The sequence below is a fragment of the Planktothrix tepida PCC 9214 genome (assembly GCF_900009145.1).
GTDB classification, from domain to species: Bacteria; Cyanobacteriota; Cyanobacteriia; order Cyanobacteriales; family Microcoleaceae; genus Planktothrix; species Planktothrix tepida.
Genome location: NZ_LN889803.1, coordinates 325346 through 342673, shown reverse-complemented (window position 1 = coordinate 342673; position 17328 = coordinate 325346). Strand labels below are relative to the sequence as shown.

Genomic DNA, 17328 nt, shown 5'->3' with positions numbered 1-17328 from the left:
TAGGATAAAGGTTTTGAGCATTATAGCTGATCTTGATCCCAATTTTTCCTAACTTTTCTGTGTTTTTGCTCAATATTTTGTAATAAAAGTTCCGTGAAAATCTGTTTTTTTCCCAGGATTAATTTTTTAAGCAGACTTTAGAATAAAGGTGTCTAAAACTAGAAGTAATTATGGCGTTCCTACTCGTTAGTGGGGAAGAAATCAATGAATAAAAAAGCGATCATTTTGTTACTCAGTGGTGCTTTAGCATTAGGTGGGGCTGTTATCAAAGGAAGCCCAAATGCTAATGCTAATCTACCGGAAACCCCTAGAATTAATGCTTATAATACAAGTATTATTCTCAAATCGAATAACCCTAGTATTATAGCACAGTATGGGGATAGTCCCTGGAATCAGAGAATTGCCTCCCAAACTTACACTAATCCCGACACAGGCCAAGTTCTGTGTTTTTATTATGCGTCATCACGCTGGGCGCCATGTCCAAACCAAGGAGATGTAATTATTATACCTGAAAATGCCAAATGTCGTGGACAAGGGAACGGATGGTCTAGGCCTAAGTGTCCGAAAGATCTATGTTTAATTAATAGTACACCTTATTTTCCTCAACCAGGAGAAGCAGCACCACCGCCTAGTTTACCTTGTACTGGTTTACCTTAGTAACCAATAAATCTTAAGAAACCGGGTTTGTATCATTATCTTTGTTTCCTCACCGAGAGATAGCTTAAGAAACCCGGTTTCTGACCACCACTCTACTCATTTACGAATCCCATTTTTTGGCTATTCTTAAGGAATCATCACTTTCAAATTTAATAACTGAATTTGTGATAATTCTTGCCGAGATTTTAGGTGATATTGATCACTAGAATCAACTAAAGTATAAAGAGGAGTTGTATCAACAATAACCGCTTTAATCATAACTCACCTAATAGAATATTAGCTAATAAAAGATGACATTTCCTACAAAAATTTAATATTGTTGTACATATATTCGGGTTCCAAGTTGAGATAAAGCATAAGCTAATTGTTGTTTATCATATACACCAATTAACCCTTGTTCTGGAGAAGTTGTGACATCAATTCCCCTCATTCTCAAACCATTTGCGATCGCATTACTCACATTTTCATCAAGATGAAATTTAATCTTGTTTAACATTTTCACCCTTTAATAGTTTTTGAATTAAAGAGGGTTGATTTCCTTGTAATTCTTTAGCATAATCTTCTCCTGCTTCAATTTGTTGTCTAATTTCTTCTCGATGGTCATGGTAATAAGTTAAAGCTGCATAAACATCGGCTAAGGTAATACTAGGATGGTGATAAATAATTTCATCGGGTGACATTCCCATTCTTTCATGCCAAATTACGATATCTTGAACTTTAATTCGATGTCCAGCAATACGAGGTTTTCCACCACAGATTCCTGGAGTTATGTCAATATGTTGTGAGATGACTGCTTTCATAAAAGTAGGATGGGAGTATTGATATTTTTTTACCATTATAGCATTATTTTAAATATTATGCTAATCTACATAATAGATAAATTTTCCCTGATTTTTCTAAATCTGGACATTAGCAATATGCTGACAGTTCCATCTCTACAATAAGATCATGATAAGAGGGTTAAACCTATGGCGATCGCACAAATTGAACATCTTATTCGTTATGTCACCAATGCCGAGGGCGAAACAACCGATGTTCTTGTTTCTATTGAACTTTGGCAACAACTGATGAATACAATAAACTCTGATCCTGTTAGTGGTTTAGCTTGGATTGACGAACAAGAACCAAAAGCCCAAATATTAGCTGACCTACAAGAATCTATGCGACTTGCTACAACAGGAGAAACCTTTCCAGTATCAAAATTTTGGGAATATACCACTGTTTAAACTTAGGCTAAAAGTTCGCTAGATGTTAATAAATTTCTAATATTATAACATAATAAAGATGACTTAAGAAACCGGGTTTTTGACCCCTAGCAATAGCGTTGAGAAACCGGGTTTCTGCCATAACTTTTGTTTCTCAACCGAGAGATTGATAGAGAAACCCGGTTTCTGACCACCACTACTTAAAAAACCGGGTTTCTGTCGTGATTTTTGTTCCCTCACCGAAAGATAGCTTAAGAAACCGGGTTTCTGGCCTGCAATACCTCGAAAAAAATCATCCTTCAGGGGTTTACTATTGTAGCCAACCTGATTACTATGGGGGAGACAAAACATCACGGTTTGGAGTGAGGAAACAGGATGTACATCGTACAAATTGCCTCTGAATGTGCCCCGGTCATCAAAGCGGGAGGCTTAGGCGATGTTGTGTACGGACTCAGTAGGGAATTAGAACTGCGGGGTCATACCATTGAGATTATTTTGCCCAAGTACGACTGCATGAGGTATGACCAAATTTGGGGACTTCATGAAGCCTATCAAGATTTATATGTACCTTGGTTTGATGGGGCGATACACTGTACTGTCTTTTGTGGCTGGGTTCATGGGCGGTTGTGTTTCTTTATTGAACCTCACTCCGAAGATCATTTCTTTGACCGAGGTTGTTATTATGGTTGCGTCGATGATCATCTAAGATTTGCCTTTTTTAGCAAAGCAGCATTAGAATTTTTACTTAAATCTGGAAAACGTCCTGATATTCTCCATTGTCATGATTGGCAAACGGGTTTAATTCCAGTCATGTTGTATGAAATGTACAAATATCATGGCATGGAAAATATCCGAGTTTGTTATACCATCCACAACTTTAAACATCAAGGAATTGCTGGCACAAATATCCTTTGGGCTACGGGATTAAACCGAGAATCCTACTATTTTGAATATGACCGTTTACGCGATAATTTTAACCCCTTTGGCTTGAATTTTATGAAGGGGGGAATTGTTTACTCTAACTTTGTAACAACGGTATCTCCTAACCATGCTTGGGAAGCCCATTATGGAGAATTTGGTTATGGCTTAGGACATACCCTAGAACTACATCAACATAAATTTGGTGGAGTATTAAATGGGATTGATTATGAGGTTTGGAACCCTGAAGTTGATCGATTTATTCCTGAACAATATACGCCGAAAACTTTAGAAGGAAAACAAAAGAATAAAAAAGCTTTACGCGAACGCTTATGGTTAAGTCATGAAGATAAACCTCTTATTTGTTATATTGGTCGCTTAGACGATCAAAAAGGGGTGCATCTGGTTCATCATGCCATTTATTATTCACTGCATCGACAAGCTCAATTTGTGTTATTAGGATCGGCAACGGAACCCGGTATTAATGCTTGGTTCTGGCATGAAAAGAACTTTTTAAATGATAACCCCGATTGCCATTTAGAACTAGGATTTAATGAGGAATTATCCCACTTAATTTATGCGGCTGCCGATATTATTGTGGTTCCGAGTAATTATGAACCTTGTGGGTTAACTCAAATGATTGGGTTAAAATATGGGGCTGTTCCCGTTGTTCGCGCGGTTGGTGGTTTAGTTAATACGGTTTTTGATCGGGATTATGATCAATATCATACACCGGAAAAACGCAATGGCTATGTTTTTAATTACACCGATTTTCAAGCCTTAGAATCCGCAATGGATCGCGCTATTGGGCTTTGGAATTACTATCCTGATGAATTTGAAAAATTGAGAATTCAAGGCATGAATTATGACTATTCTTGGAACCAACCCGGAACAGATTATTTAGCCATTTACGAATTCATACGGCACAAATAATGATGTAGGGGGGGTTCAGTCAGGGTTTTTTAGAACCCTAAATAAAGATGATAACCCTCCCTTTTCTGCTAATGTTTTGTAAAAAAACTATTAATAATATTAAACGGTCGTTGATCAATCTATAGAAATGTAAAGTCAAATTTTCCAATTTTCCAAGTGTCTACTTCCTCATCAACCCATAACCCATCTGAAATCCTAACAAACTCAAGCAACATCAGGGTTTTCCCTTTTCCTAGACCCTGATAAAACCCCTTGAGCACTGTAGAACTTAGAATAGTAGCACTCATCGGTCAGAAAGCAATAAAGCCCCTGCGTAGATTGAAATCAAAGCATTAGGAAAATGTATGATTTCAAGCCGAGTTCGCACCTTTTTAATTGCCACCATTTTTCCCTTCATGATTAGTTTATTTATTCCCATACCAGGAACAGCGCAAACACCCAGTAGTAATGGGAATACCGATGTATTTATCCTCAAAACTCAAGATGCGACCAATGATCTATCTAATGTTTCGGTGATTTCTAATTTTGATTGGTTCAATGATGGAGATAAAATTGGTTTAACCGATGGCCTCACTGAATCTGATTTAGACTATCTGCAATTGATGGATTTTGATCAGGATGGACGTTCAGATGATGCCATTATTAAAATTAAATCTACTCAGGAAATTTTAGGGGTTGTTTTAAATGCTGATGATTTTGTTTTAGAAGGGGAATTTGTTGTGATTCCTTCCTTGACAACTCAACCAATTGCTTGCTTACCTAAAGCCAATATAAGCACCTGTCAAGTTCCGGCTTTCAATGCTACTATATTGCCATCTTCGTCCGGTGTCAATCGATTAGAAAGTCCTCAACAAAAAGCTGAAATCAGTCCTAAAAATTGAACCTTGCACATTGTTATAGACCTCTTTGACACTCCTCGCGAATCAAGCGACGAGGATTCTTAAAAGAGATTAACCCTTAAAGGCTGTGCCAAACAGCCTCTAAACTGTCCGATTAACTCATCCAGCTTACTTGTGTGTTTACGCAAAATATTCAGTGCGCCATTAGCATCAGCGTTAACAACCCATCCTTGAGCGGTGCGGTACAATCCACGCTTAATGCGCTTGCCACTAAATTTATAGGTTTTAGGATTGTCAGCATTCCAAACAGGCAAAACATCGACATCAAGCGAACTTGCTTTACTGGTGTACGACTCTTCCTGTTCAACTACTTTAATTCCGTACCGTTCGCAGAGGCTTTCCAGCTTGCGCTTAAAGGTAAAAACAGGAATTTGAGTAAAGTTCTGATTGTTGCGTTTACCTATATTTATCAACTGTTTCAGGTCAGGGTTGTACCCCACAACAATCTTGCTGATATTTCGTTTGATGCACCAGTTCACAACGTATCGAGCAGATTTACTCAGAAAATCTTGGACTTGATGATTTCGACGATTCAGTAATGCTGCCTGTCGATGTGTCAAGCCTTGGACTTTTTGCAAATCCTTAATTGATTGCAATCGTGCGTTTTCCTTGTTAAACCATTGATTGATCGATTTAATCTTTCTCCCATTCAGGATAAATGATTCTTGAGTAGTGCTAACGCAGGTTGCAAAGTTGTTTAAACCCAAATCAATACCGAGCATTTCTTGGGATGGTTCCACTTGTTTTTCTTCAGCCCCTTCGTAGACAAAAGCTGCATCAAAATATCGCCCTCCTGTTTTTGGGAGAATGCGAATCTCTTTGATGTTGAAGCCTCTAAGTCTCTCAGGAATTGTAAAAGAAAAAGTTCCAACCTCCCGCCTGAATTTACGAGAAGTTGGAACTGTGAATACCCAATTCTTGCTAGGCATCTTTTCAAGATCTCTGGGTCGAATAGGAATAACCAACAGAAAGTATCCATCTTTCGGTAAGTAGCCAGGAATGTTTACCTTCACATTTAACTCTCCACGCTGTTTCATTTGAAGCAGTTTGAAGAATGATTGAAACGAGCGGTCAACTATTTTCAATGTTTGTTGAGCGATATCAGTTGCTAACAATTCATAGTTTTCATTTCCTTTGGAGTGATAATAGTTGCCCTCGTAGCGGAGATGCTTTCGTTCCTGAAAGAAATACTGGCGAACGTTGTACAGACCTACATTGAACATATTTTTGCTCAATCTGCAAAGTTGTCTCGCAATCTCCGATTCCTGCTTATTCAGCTTCAAACGATTGGTTTGAGTGAGAAGCATTTTGACTTTCCGCTAAGGATATAATCATTATAGCGGGTAGGCGGTTAAAACCGCAAGCTCGTTTTTCCTCTCAGATCTAAAGATACTGAGTTCCCAAAAGTTGTTGGAGATTTTTATGGAATGTTTCGATGTTGTGGTCATTGGTGCGGGGCCAGCAGGAGGTCAATGTGCAAGACAACTCACCCAAGTCGGTCAACGGGTATTATTAATTGAACAACATGAAACTTTTTCTCGAAATGATTTTTCCAGTGCCACTACACCCTTAGAAACCTTGGAAAAATTCAATTTACCGGAAACTGTTATCGGGAGTTATTGGCAAAATTTAGTGATTGTTACAACGAATATTCATCAGAAATGGGAGTCTCAAAAACCTTTGGGGGCTGTTTTTGATTTTGCTAAATTACGGGAATTTTTAGCCACACAAGTTAAAAGTCAAGGTGGCGAAGTTTGGATGGGATGTCGTTATCTTCGGTATATTAAAAATCATCAGAATACGATTGTTGAATTAAAGCAACGGTCTACGGGAGAAATTATTCAAGTAGAAACGCAAATCTTAGTGGATGCTACAGGCCCAGCTAGGGCAGTCATGTATAATAAAAAAGAATCCCAACCTAATTATTTAACGGGGACGGGAATAGAATATTTAATTGAACTTTCAGAAACCGATTATCAACAGTATTCTCAAGATTTAATTTTCTTTTTAGGTCATCGGTGGATGCCTAGGGGTTATTCGTGGATTTTTCCGATGGGAAATAATCGCTTAAAAGTGGGTTCTGCTCAATTAAATTGTTCCCACGCATGGGTTAATCAAACTCAAACCTTACGTTCCTATGTGGAGTTATTATTAACAGAGTATTTAGGGGGAATTCCCTATAAAATCATTAACCATCATGGAGGAATGTTAAAATATTGTAGTAAGTTAGAAGATATTTATTATAAAGATAATATTATTGCCATTGGGGATGCGGTTTCAATGGTAAATATGTTAGGAGGAGAAGGGATTCGTCATGGAATGCAAAATGCTAATATTGCTTGTGGATATATTCAAGATTATCTCGCTGGAAAAATAACAGATTTTGCCGGATATCGTCAAGAAATTCGACAGGGCTATGCTAGAACTTGGAACTGGTCAGAACAAATGGGATTAAGTAAATATTTAAAATATAGTGATCAGTCTATTGATAAAGGGGTATCCTATCTCAAAGATTTATCTTTAGAAGATATGATGGCTATTTTATTTGATTATGATTTTAAACGATTATATAAAGCTGGGTTTAAATATTTGCGCTATAAAATTGTATCGATTTGGACAAGATTAAAACTTAAATCGAATTTAACTTAGTTAAATGTTATATGAAATCCTTAAATTAGCGCTATAGTTAGTCTAAATCAGTTGTATAAATGACTTAAAATCCAATTCATCTCCTGGGGCGAGATGTGCCAAAAGTCCGTCAACTTAACGCCAAAAAGCCCTGATTACAGCTTTGATCAGATCCCCTTAACCCTAGAGACGTTGCATGCAACGTCTCTACAGGGGGGATTTATTTGTAGCTCCCCCAAACCTCCTCAAAAGCTAAACAAATTGGAAGAAGTTGCTAGTGGTTAAACTTGTTTGTGACATCAATACTCCTTCAATCACACCAATATATTGCTGATTTCCTTGATCATCAATACGGATGATTCCGGTGCCAACACCCGTACCTGCGGGTGCATCGGTCAAACGATAGTTATCTGCACTTCCTGTGAGTTGAATCACGTCTTGATTGGGGGTGAAGTCTGAAATCAGAGTGTAACCCAAGTCAGTTACACCATAGAGAACATCATTTCCCTTATCTCCTAATATCAGGTCACTGCCACTTTCCCCTGTCAGGGTATCATCGTCTTGACCGCCATAGAGAGTATCAAGACCCCCTCCACCAAAGACCAGATCACTATTTTTATTGCCATAGAGGAGTTCATCACTACTACTACCAACAAGGGTGTCGTTATCCACACCTCCAAACAGTTGATCTCCCCCTCCTTCTCCATTCAGGAAGTCATTGCCTTTGAAACCCAGCAAGGTTTCATCCCCACTACTGCCGATAATCACATCATCATTGTCAGTCCCAAAGAGTTGATTGGGTTGATCTTCGGTAAAGTCTGTAGGTGAAGGAATGGAGGGTTTGGTTAGGGGAGTACCTGTCAGGACAAATGTATCTGCACCTTCTCCACCCTGCAAGGTATCGATTTCGTCGGGATTGGGTGGTAGCGTGTTGGTATCGGTGTTGGTATTAGTAACCTGAACATCCGTGGCATTTTTGCCCTTATAGTTGGCATCGGTACTAACAGCAGGTTGCAGTTCAATGGTATAAGCTTGATCCCCATCAACAGTATTATCCGCTACACCTGTCACCGTAACGGTTTGGGCTGTATTCCAGTTAGCAGCAGTAAAGACTAAACTGGCAGGAGCGGCTGTTCCTTCTGCGGTGTTAGAGCTAACTACTGGAATGGTGACATTTGCCGTCGGTTGAGAATCTAATTTCACCGTAAAGGTAGCTGTTGTACCGGATTCACTGGTGGTTAATCCGGTGGTGGGACTGACGGTAATTCCGGCTGAAGGCTCAACACTAATAGGAACATCAACGTTAGTATTTGTAACAGAGACATCCGTGGCATCTTGACCACTATAGTTGGTATCGGTACTGGTAGCAGCTTGCAGTTCAATTGTATAGGCTTGATTTGCATCAACGATACCATCGGCTACACCCGTTACCGTAACGGTTTGGGCGGTATCCCAGTTCGCTGAGGTAAAGACTAAGCTTTCCGGGGCTACGGTTCCTTCTGCGGTGTTGGAGCTAACGACCGGAATAGTGACATCTGCCGTCGGTTGAGTGTCTAATTTCACCGTAAAGGTAGCTGTTTTACCTGCTTCATCGGTGGTTAATCCGGTGGTGGGGGCTACGGTAATTCCGGCTGGAGTTGGTGGAATAACATCAGTATTCGTAACAGAGACATCCGTGGCATCTTTGCCACTATAGTTGGTATCGGTACTGACCGCAGCTTGCAGTTCAATGGTATAGGCTTGATCTCCATCAACGGTATTATCAGCTACACCTGTCACCGTAACGGTTTGGGCTGTATTCCAGTTAGCTGAGGTAAAGACTAAGCTTTCTGGGGCTACAGTTCCTTCTGCGGTGTTGGAACTCACGACCGGAATGGTGACATCTGCCGTCGGTTGAGTGTCTAACTTCACCGTAAAGGTAGCTGTTTTACCTGTTTCATCGGTGGTTAATCCTTTGTCAGGAGTGACGGTAATTCCGGCTGGAGTAGGAGCAGTAATTTCAACAGTAACGTTTCCGGTGACGGGGGGATTTATACTATCACTGAGACTGTAATCAAAGGTTCCATTTCCGATAAAGTCTGCCGTCGGGGTAAAGATGACGTTACCGTTTTGTAGTTCTACAGTCCCGTTTTGAGGATTGCTAACCGCCGTAATACTGAGGGGATCGTTTTCGGGATCGGTATCACCGTCTAATAAGGTGGCGACGGGAATCGTAACTGGGGTATTTTGTGTGCCCTGAACTGTATCTGCGTCGGCGGTGGGGGGTTGGTTGGGAGCTTCAACGGTTAGGGCAAAAGTATCCGTGGCTGTACCACCATCAGCATCGGTAACGGTGACGGTAATATTAGCGGTTCCACTTTGATTATCTGCTGGTGTTACGGTTAAGGTGCGATCGCTTCCTGCGCCACCCAAGGCAATATTAGTATTGGGAACTAAGGTGGAATTATCCGATGTTACAGCAACTTGTAAGTCAGCCACAGGGGTTTCCACATCCCCAATGGTAAAGGGAAGGGCTGCCGTTGCTGTGTTTTGCGCGGTGGTTTGGTTGGCAATATCGGTAATCGTAGGTAGGTCGTTAACTGGATTCACCGTTAGGGTAAAGGTGTCCGATGTCGCTTGATTGCTTCCATCGGTAACGGTGACGGTAATATCTGAACTTCCGGCTAGATTGGCGGCTGGTGTAACGGTGAGCGTGCGATCGCTCCCACTTCCTCCTAAAGCGATATTAGCAGCAGGAACTAAAGTGGTATTGCTAGAAGTAAATGTGACTTGTAAGTCAGCAACAGGAGTTTGATCATCTCCAATGGTAAAGGGGATAGCGGCTGTTGCGGTATCTTCGTTGGTGGTTTGGGCCGTAATATCGCTGATTGTCGGGGGTGTATCCGTTAAAAGATTAATTTGTAGGGGTTGAGCATCCAATGTATAACCGGATGCTGTAGAGGATCTTGTAAAGTTAATGGTAGCTCCATCAAAGGATGGTAAAGCAGTAAAGTTAGCTGTATAAAGAGTGACAGGATAAGTTTGAGTGGCTCCAGGCCAAGCACTGCCCAAATCTGTCCAACTGTACAAGATAAAAGAGTCTGTACTGGGATCGCCATCATCTGTTTGCGCTGTTTCAGTGCTTTCTTGAGGGCCTAATGTCAGAGGTGCAGAGAGTGTATTACTAAGATTCGTGAAATCGAGTTCTTGAGAATTAAAGTGTAATCGAAGACCTAGCCCTGTTAAGGTTGGATCGCTGGGATTAGCCGTGTTATATGTAACATCAAATGAAATAGGATTATCCGGTGAGGCATTTATTGTTGTTGGGTTAGCTCTAATAATTTGTTCTGCCATTTGATTCAAACTCCTTACAATATTAAATCAATGAGTTGATCCTTTAAAAACAACCGATTGAATTATTAATATAATATACTTTTTGTTTTCATTGCATCAGCATCTCTTAACTTATTTTAATATTTTAATTTAATAAAAAATATGACTGATTAGTTTGATTTTAATTGTTAAATAATAATGAGATTTTATGATTTTTAAAATCACTGAAAAATACTTTCTGGCGAGGCTCCTTTAAAAGGTTATTACAAAATATAGCACAATGATTGTCATGGCTAATCAAAATTACCAAGTGCCATAGCTTTTCCAATAGATAATTTTTGTATGGCTTTTTAGGTAGGGAAAATTTTAAAAGTAAAAGAGTGATCAGATGCTCACCCTTTTACGATTGACTTTAGATCAAAGAGACTGAATTATTTGAGGCAATAGGAGGCATATACAAACCCAAGAATTCTTCTAATTCCTGACTCGTTGTACGAGTTGCGCCTGTTCCCAGATATGCAGGATTAGCGAGTTGATCCCCACGGAAACCAAACAAATATGCAAGTTGAATGACACCATCTGTTAAAGCATCTGGCGTGCCATTACCATCAACATCCAGCATATTGGTTTGAGCTTGCTCTAAATAATTTGAAATTTCATCTGGATAGATACGTTGTCCATCACTAGCGACTTTTCCATCAGTTAAACTATCCTCGGTGAAACCAAACAGCGAGCTTAAACTGAGTAAACCATCCGTTAAAGCATCTGCCGCACCATTCCCATCAATATCCAACTCCCGACGCACAACATCAAGTGTATAGTTGGGATTGGTAGCACCATCTTTACCAGAGACTTTGATATAGACCGGATCATCGCCAGTGGGGAAACTAATAGACTCATAGTTGCGATCGCTGGTTGAAGAACTTTCAATCAGAGTCCCATCGGCTTTGTACAGTGCCAGATTGAGGTCGCCTTGAGCGTTATCAAAGTTAATCGTGATCGCATTAGGATACCGTTCAGGAATCCGAGTTGGGGTGATCGTGTACCAGTCTTCATCACCCGCAGTAATATTCAGACCGGGAATACTCAAGGAATCGTTTGGCCCTAAGCCACCTAAATCACTCGCTTTTGCCTGACTGTTATTGTTTCCATTGCCTTCTAAAGCATCAGGGACAATCCCTTCTCCGCTTCGACTAATAGCGGCAGCCGGGGCATTGACCTTCAGGCTGTATTCTGGGTTAGCTGCACTACCCGACACCTCAACAAAATAGGTTCCTGCGGTTTGACCGACAAGACTGACGCTTCCATCAGTTCCCGTTGCCACTGCCACTGAATTGGCTGCTAAACTGCCATTGGCTTCAGCTTTGTAAAGTTTCAGGGTGAGGCCAGGAGTCGTATCAACCAAGGAGATTTTATTGCCATCAACACCATCACCCGGCATTTCAAACCGATACCAATCCTTATCATCAGCCGTATCCAGATTCAGATCAGAGAATGTATACTCCGATCCGGCTAAATTGCCCAGATAGTAGGCAGCACTGGCCGAGTTGTTATTTTGATTACCCGTAATATTGCCACTTAAATCGGTGGTTTCGGCAGCGTCAGGACTAATCCGTTGATTGCGATCGCTGGCTATAGCACGATCACGACTGGCGAAAGCGGTGAGGAATTGAGTCCATTTGGTATCGGCGGCAAAGTGGAAGTTATTACCATTGTAGGTACTTTGATAACCAGAACCATTCACAGGAGGCAGGTAAATACTCAGACCGTTTGCTCCAGAGTAGTTTACTTGGTTGATGACTGCCGCTTGCAGAGCTTGAGACACTTGACGAGCCGCATCCCCAATTGGGCCATCTAAACGATTATCAACCGCCTGCATGAAGCCACCCAAATCCCGCTCATCTTCAATGTAAAAGGTTCTGGCTTCTGAACGTGCTTGAGTAATCGCTTGCCAATCACTATCGCTGGCATTAGCCGTAGCATCTACGAAAGCATCCAATTGAGTTTTAAGATTGTCTAACGCGGAAGTACGGATGGCTGATTGAGTTTCAGAATTGTTATAAAAGTCACCATAGGCATCAACGATCGCACCGCCCATTTGTTCAGCATCCAAGCGACCGCCTCCATCCGCCAAACGTTGGAACCAGCCCGCGTAATCCCAGCCATCACCCGGCTCTGGGTTTTGGGCACCCACAAACACATCGGTTAAGTTTTTCAGGTCGTAGGTTTCTTCGGTTAAAGCCATCAGACAGGCATCTAAACCGACCACTTGCAGACTATCTCCTAAACCCGCATTGGAAATTGCCGTTGTCAGTTCATTCACCGATAAGTTAGTACCACCGCTTGTATCATCCCAAGCCACACCACTGCGGCCACCGCCATGATCCCAAACCACAACGGCATAGTTTTGCGCCGCGTAGTTGTTTTTACCCCATTGGATAAAGTCAGTCAGGGTTTGGGGATCACCCATATTCAACTCACCCAAACTGGTTAAGTTGCTAGAAACCGTAGAGGTGGTAAAGTCTTGTTGAATCACGCCCCGACGGGTATCAGCCCAGTCCTGAGAGACATAATCTGAGTTGCCATCATACTGAACCACAACATTGACATTATCGGGCAGTCCGATAGATTCCATTTCATTAATGTCAACTAGACCTGCTGCTGCGAGGTTGTTATCCCCGGCAATGTAGACCATAATCGTCCACTGATCCGTGGATGTACCGGGGTTCACACTTGCCGTTTCCGGTGCATTCAAGGACAAACTGTAAGGCGAAGGATTCGCTCCTGAAACCTTAGCATAGTAGGGGGTGTTACCATCACCAGGCAGTCCGGCTAAGGAGATACTGGCTAAACCGGAATTGGGTTGAGAAACAACCGGTCGATCCGGGAGCAGATTTCCGGCTTGATCATACAATTCCAGGGTCAAATTAGCGACGGAATCGTAATTGATAAAGATTTGGTTGTTTTCGGTACTATTTCCTGCGGGAGTAAATTTAAACCAATCCACATCCGTGGGATTGTGAATACTCAAACTCCCTTGAGTAGAGGTCAAATCTTGAAGAACGGTGGCTCCGGTTCGTTCGTTGTTACCCGGTTCAAACTGATCAGCGACAACATCTAAAGAACCTCCGTTTCCAAAGGTGGGAGTGATCTGTAACCGATAATTGGGATTAGTTGCCCCCTCATAACCGTAGGCTCGGACGTAATAAGTGCCTTGGGCTGCGGCATTAAAGGAAACGGTTTCAGTGTCGCTCGTTCCTTGGGATTGGCCGATCGGTTGGTTATTACTATCCCGAACTTCAAGATCCACATCTCCGTAGTCATGTTCAAAAGTGAGTCGAACATCGACATTTCCGGCACTCGTTTTTCGGAATTTGAACCAATCATCGTCCGCAGCTTCAAGGGTCAAATCGGTGAGATCAATTTGATCTTGAATAGCACTGACAACCCGCGTCGGATCAGCACTACGAGTTGTACCCAGGTTACTAGCGGTTTCAAAAGTATCATTGTCCTCGTAGCTGTCTCGGTTAATTGTAATGTTCCCAGGGTTTGAGTTAGGATTATTGGTATCCACCACAGGAGCATTAACTTGAAGCTGGTATTGAGGGTTCGTTGCTCCGGCATAGCCAAAGACTTTCACATAATATTCACCAGGGATAAGTCCCTCTAAGGAGATACTTTCAGAGTTACTGGTACTTCCCGAACTCCGCAGGAAGGTTCCCGCAGCATCATACAGTTGAACATCGATATCCCCTAAACTGTGTTCAAAACCATTAACAATAACTTGATGGGAGGATAAACCCGTACTGCCTAAGTTAAACTTGAACCAATCTTCATTATTGGCGGCATGAATGTTGAGACTGGGAATGATCCCGTTATTGAGAACAGGGCTTGCTGTCTCTCGACTATCATTAGTTTCTCGTGGGTCGGGTTGAATTCCTGCGGTACTAGATGATGTCACCGGAGCCGTAATCGATAAACTGTAATTGGAATTAGCCGCTCCAGCATAACCAGAGACTCTGACTTTGTATTCTCCGGCGGGAAGATAAGCCAAGCTCACTTCTTCATTAGCGAAGATACCATAGGAACCATAGGTTTGCCCATCAGGAGCGAGAATTTCTAAATCTAAATCTCCCGATTGGGTTGAGTTGATTGTAATTTTATCGTTGAGTCCTCCGATTTGAGTTGTTGTAAATTTGAACCAGTCATCATCATTAGAGTTAATCTTCAGATCGGTAAAACTGCTTTCTCCACTCAGGAGTTTTGTCTGTAGATCGGTAGCCTGATCTGAAGTATCATTTTCTTCAAATGAATCATCCTCGGAAGGATTGTTGCTTGAGGAGGTTGAGGTAACAACATTAAGGTTATAGTAGTTTGTTGCCCCATTAAAGCCATAGGCACGAATATAGTAATCCCCTTCGGGTTGACCAACCAGACTAATCGTTTCAGTGTTACTGACGCCGTAGGAACCTAAATATTGACCTGTTGGTGTTAACACTTCCAGGTCTAAATCCCCTAGACTGTGCTGAAAATCTATACTAACGTAATCACTGGCTTGGGCTGGACTGTTGAGTGTAAATTTGTACCAATCATCATCTAAAGCACTCAAAGCGATAAAGGTTTGTTGTCCGACGGGTAAAATAGTTGCTGATGTTTGAAGATCATTGTCTTCAAGTGGATCATCGCCACCCGTAGGAGGTGCTGTTCCACCTTGGGCATCAATATTCAGACTATAACTGGGGTTAGTTGCTGAATAGTCCACGACCTGTGCATAGTATGTGCCACCAGGTAGGGTATCTAAAGCAATGGTTGGGTTATTATTCCCCCCATTATAGGAAAAGTTAAGCCAGTTGCCATTTTGATCGTACAAGTACAGGTAAAGGCCGTCTCCTTGACCCTGACTAAACCCGATATTAATGTTACTCCCAGGGCTCGGATTTTGGGGAACCGTAAACTGGAACCAGTCATCATCGTTGGCGACTAAGTTGTTGGCATTAAATTGACCAATATTTGATAGCTCTAATCGCGCTGCTCCTCCTAAGGAGTCATTTTCTTCATACCGATCATCCGTAACTGTAGTACCACCCAAAGGTGTATTGAGCGTTACGCTGTAGTTAGGATTGGTCGATCCATACGCACCGTAAACTTGAGCATAGTAGGTTCCCTCAGTCAGTCCACTTAAAGGAACACTTTCGGTATCACTCCAACCCGATGATGAACCATTAATCCAGTTGCCATATTGATCATGGAGGGAGATGTCGAGATCTCCTTGAGAGTTTAAGAAATTAATACCGAAGCTACTGCTCGGAGCCAGGTTTGCGGGTAGATAAAATTGGAACCAGTCAGGATTATTAGGGGTTATGGTTAGGTTTGTGTAGCTGGTATTCCCCATTAAGGAAGTCGCAGTTACTTGAGTATCATTCGGTTCAAAGAAATCATTGGGAATTGCGCTACTGCCACCAGAAACCGCATTAATTGAAAGGTTGTAGTTAACGACACTAGCAAAATCATAACTATATCCACTAACTTGGGCATAGTAGGTTCCCTGACTGAGATAATCTAAGTTAATTGTGGCACTTTGATCGTTGTAACCATAGCCCATGTTAACCCAGTTGCCATTTTGATCATATAAAATCAGATTGAGGGAGCCTTGATCGTTAACCGCATCAACACTAATATTGCTACCTGGAGTCAAGTTTCCAGGCACGGTAAATTGGAACCAGTCGGGATCGTCCCATGACGTGTTCAGGTTCGTTTCATTAACCTGACCATTCACTAAAGGCAAAACGGATGCACTGCTTAAGGAGTCATTGGGTTCATACCGATCATCAAAGGTGGTCGTAATGGGAGCATCAACGGTGAGACTATAGTTGGAGTTACCCGCTCCACCATATCCAATCACTTTGGCATGATAAATACCTGGGGCAGCATTGGGAATGCTGATCTGTTCGGTATCTCCAGCAGTAGCGGAGGAACCCACCAGTTGACCCGCGCTATTATAGAGTTCAAAGTCTAAATCTCCCAGAGAATTGAGGAAATCTAGGCGAACATTCAGGGTTCCGGTATTCGTGGTTTGAAACTGGAACCAATCTTCATCATTAGGCTGAAGCACTAAACCATAGTAGGGGTTCCATCCTTGTAGTACCCCTAAGTTACCTGTTCCGAAAAAATCATTTTCCTCATACCAATCATCAAACTGTGTTGCAGAAGGTGTGGAAAGATTTAACGTATAGTTTGGGTTACTAGCACCGTTCGACCCGTACACTTGGGCATAGTAGGTTCCCGTCGGGAGATAGCTTGAATAAACGGTTTCGTTATTATTGCTCATGCTTGTGGAACTGCCCAGATAATAACCGAAAGCATCATAAACATAAAGATCTAAATCTCCCTGTGCGGAATCAAAATCAATCCCGACAGTTGTTGCACCGTCACCAGTGGTTTGAAACTGAAACCAATCTTCGTTATAAGCATCAATGCTTAAGTTGGGAATCTGCAAATTTCCACTGGTTAGCCCTAAGTCACTAGCCCCTCCCAGGGAGTCATTGGGTTCATATAGATCAGGTAGATCAGGCATAATATTTTCGTCCTCAATTATCTAACAAAGGCAAGTCGAGTCGAGGCTATTAGATTTAATAGCCAACAACATCCCTAACCCAACAAACTATCTAGCGCAACAAAGTTTATTGAGCAGAGAAATATTAAATAGGAATAATGCGTCCTTTTGTGCAGAACGGTTTCAGCAATTTCAGTAGCAGGTCAGTGAGAAATTTGGGGTG

Annotated in this window: 11 protein-coding genes; 5 read left to right on the top strand and 6 right to left on the bottom strand. The window is 41.7% G+C overall.

Annotated features, from left to right (window positions below):
• Positions 1-204: 204 nt before the first annotated feature.
• Positions 205-657: a hypothetical protein gene (locus PL9214_RS19255; protein WP_072720380.1), complete on the top strand. Its 453-nt coding sequence runs from the start codon at positions 205-207 to the stop codon at positions 655-657.
• Positions 658-783: 126 nt separating this feature from the next.
• Here the strand turns inward: PL9214_RS19255 and PL9214_RS32745 are convergent, their stop codons facing one another.
• Genes PL9214_RS32745 through PL9214_RS19245 form a run of 3 tightly spaced genes read right to left on the bottom strand, consistent with a single transcriptional unit; the run spans position 784 to position 1493 of the window.
• A complete protein-coding gene (locus PL9214_RS32745) occupies positions 784-915 on the bottom strand; it encodes a hypothetical protein (RefSeq protein WP_281250343.1) in 132 nt (43 codons plus the stop codon).
• A gap of 52 nt (positions 916-967) precedes the next feature.
• Positions 968-1153 (bottom strand): DUF5615 family PIN-like protein, encoded by a 186-nt coding sequence (locus PL9214_RS19250; protein WP_072720379.1) that lies wholly within the window; start codon positions 1151-1153, stop codon positions 968-970.
• Complete coding sequence (locus tag PL9214_RS19245; protein WP_367400306.1) at positions 1137-1493, bottom strand: DUF433 domain-containing protein; 357 nt, start codon at positions 1491-1493, stop codon at positions 1137-1139. Before PL9214_RS19245 ends, PL9214_RS19250 begins: the two co-directional genes overlap by 17 nt.
• A 132-nt stretch (positions 1494-1625) precedes the next feature.
• Between PL9214_RS19245 and PL9214_RS19240 the strand changes: the two genes are divergently transcribed.
• The 3 genes from PL9214_RS19240 to PL9214_RS19225 all read left to right on the top strand — a co-directional run bounded on the left by PL9214_RS19240 (position 1626) and on the right by PL9214_RS19225 (position 4594).
• Positions 1626-1883 (top strand): hypothetical protein, encoded by a 258-nt coding sequence (locus PL9214_RS19240; protein ID WP_072720377.1) that lies wholly within the window; start codon positions 1626-1628, stop codon positions 1881-1883.
• A gap of 354 nt (positions 1884-2237) precedes the next feature.
• On the top strand, positions 2238-3713 hold the full coding sequence (gene glgA, locus PL9214_RS19230; RefSeq protein ID WP_072720375.1) for a glycogen synthase GlgA: 1476 nt from the start codon (positions 2238-2240) through the stop codon (positions 3711-3713).
• Positions 3714-4057: 344 nt separating this feature from the next.
• On the top strand, positions 4058-4594 hold the full coding sequence (locus tag PL9214_RS19225; RefSeq protein ID WP_072720374.1) for a hypothetical protein: 537 nt from the start codon (positions 4058-4060) through the stop codon (positions 4592-4594).
• Positions 4595-4653: 59 nt separating this feature from the next.
• On the opposite strand, the gene PL9214_RS19220 is transcribed toward PL9214_RS19225, so the two are convergent.
• The gene (locus PL9214_RS19220; protein WP_072720373.1) at positions 4654-5919 is read right to left on the bottom strand and encodes an RNA-guided endonuclease InsQ/TnpB family protein; all 1266 of its coding nucleotides are present in this window, start codon (positions 5917-5919) and stop codon (positions 4654-4656) included.
• Positions 5920-6034: 115 nt separating this feature from the next.
• On the opposite strand from PL9214_RS19220, the gene PL9214_RS19215 reads away from it, so the two are divergent.
• Positions 6035-7261 carry an NAD(P)/FAD-dependent oxidoreductase gene (locus tag PL9214_RS19215; RefSeq protein ID WP_072720372.1) on the top strand — a complete coding sequence of 409 codons (1227 nt, stop codon included), beginning with the start codon at positions 6035-6037 and terminating at the stop codon, positions 7259-7261.
• Between the two features lie 231 nt (positions 7262-7492).
• Here PL9214_RS19215 and PL9214_RS31410 read toward each other — a convergent pair whose 3' ends face one another.
• Both PL9214_RS31410 and PL9214_RS19205 read right to left on the bottom strand, forming a co-directional pair.
• On the bottom strand, positions 7493-10573 hold the full coding sequence (locus tag PL9214_RS31410) for a beta strand repeat-containing protein (RefSeq protein ID WP_072720371.1): 3081 nt from the start codon (positions 10571-10573) through the stop codon (positions 7493-7495).
• 391 nt (positions 10574-10964) lie between these two features.
• The gene (locus PL9214_RS19205; protein ID WP_072720370.1) at positions 10965-17126 is read right to left on the bottom strand and encodes a pre-peptidase C-terminal domain-containing protein; all 6162 of its coding nucleotides are present in this window, start codon (positions 17124-17126) and stop codon (positions 10965-10967) included.
• Positions 17127-17328 lie beyond the last annotated feature (202 nt).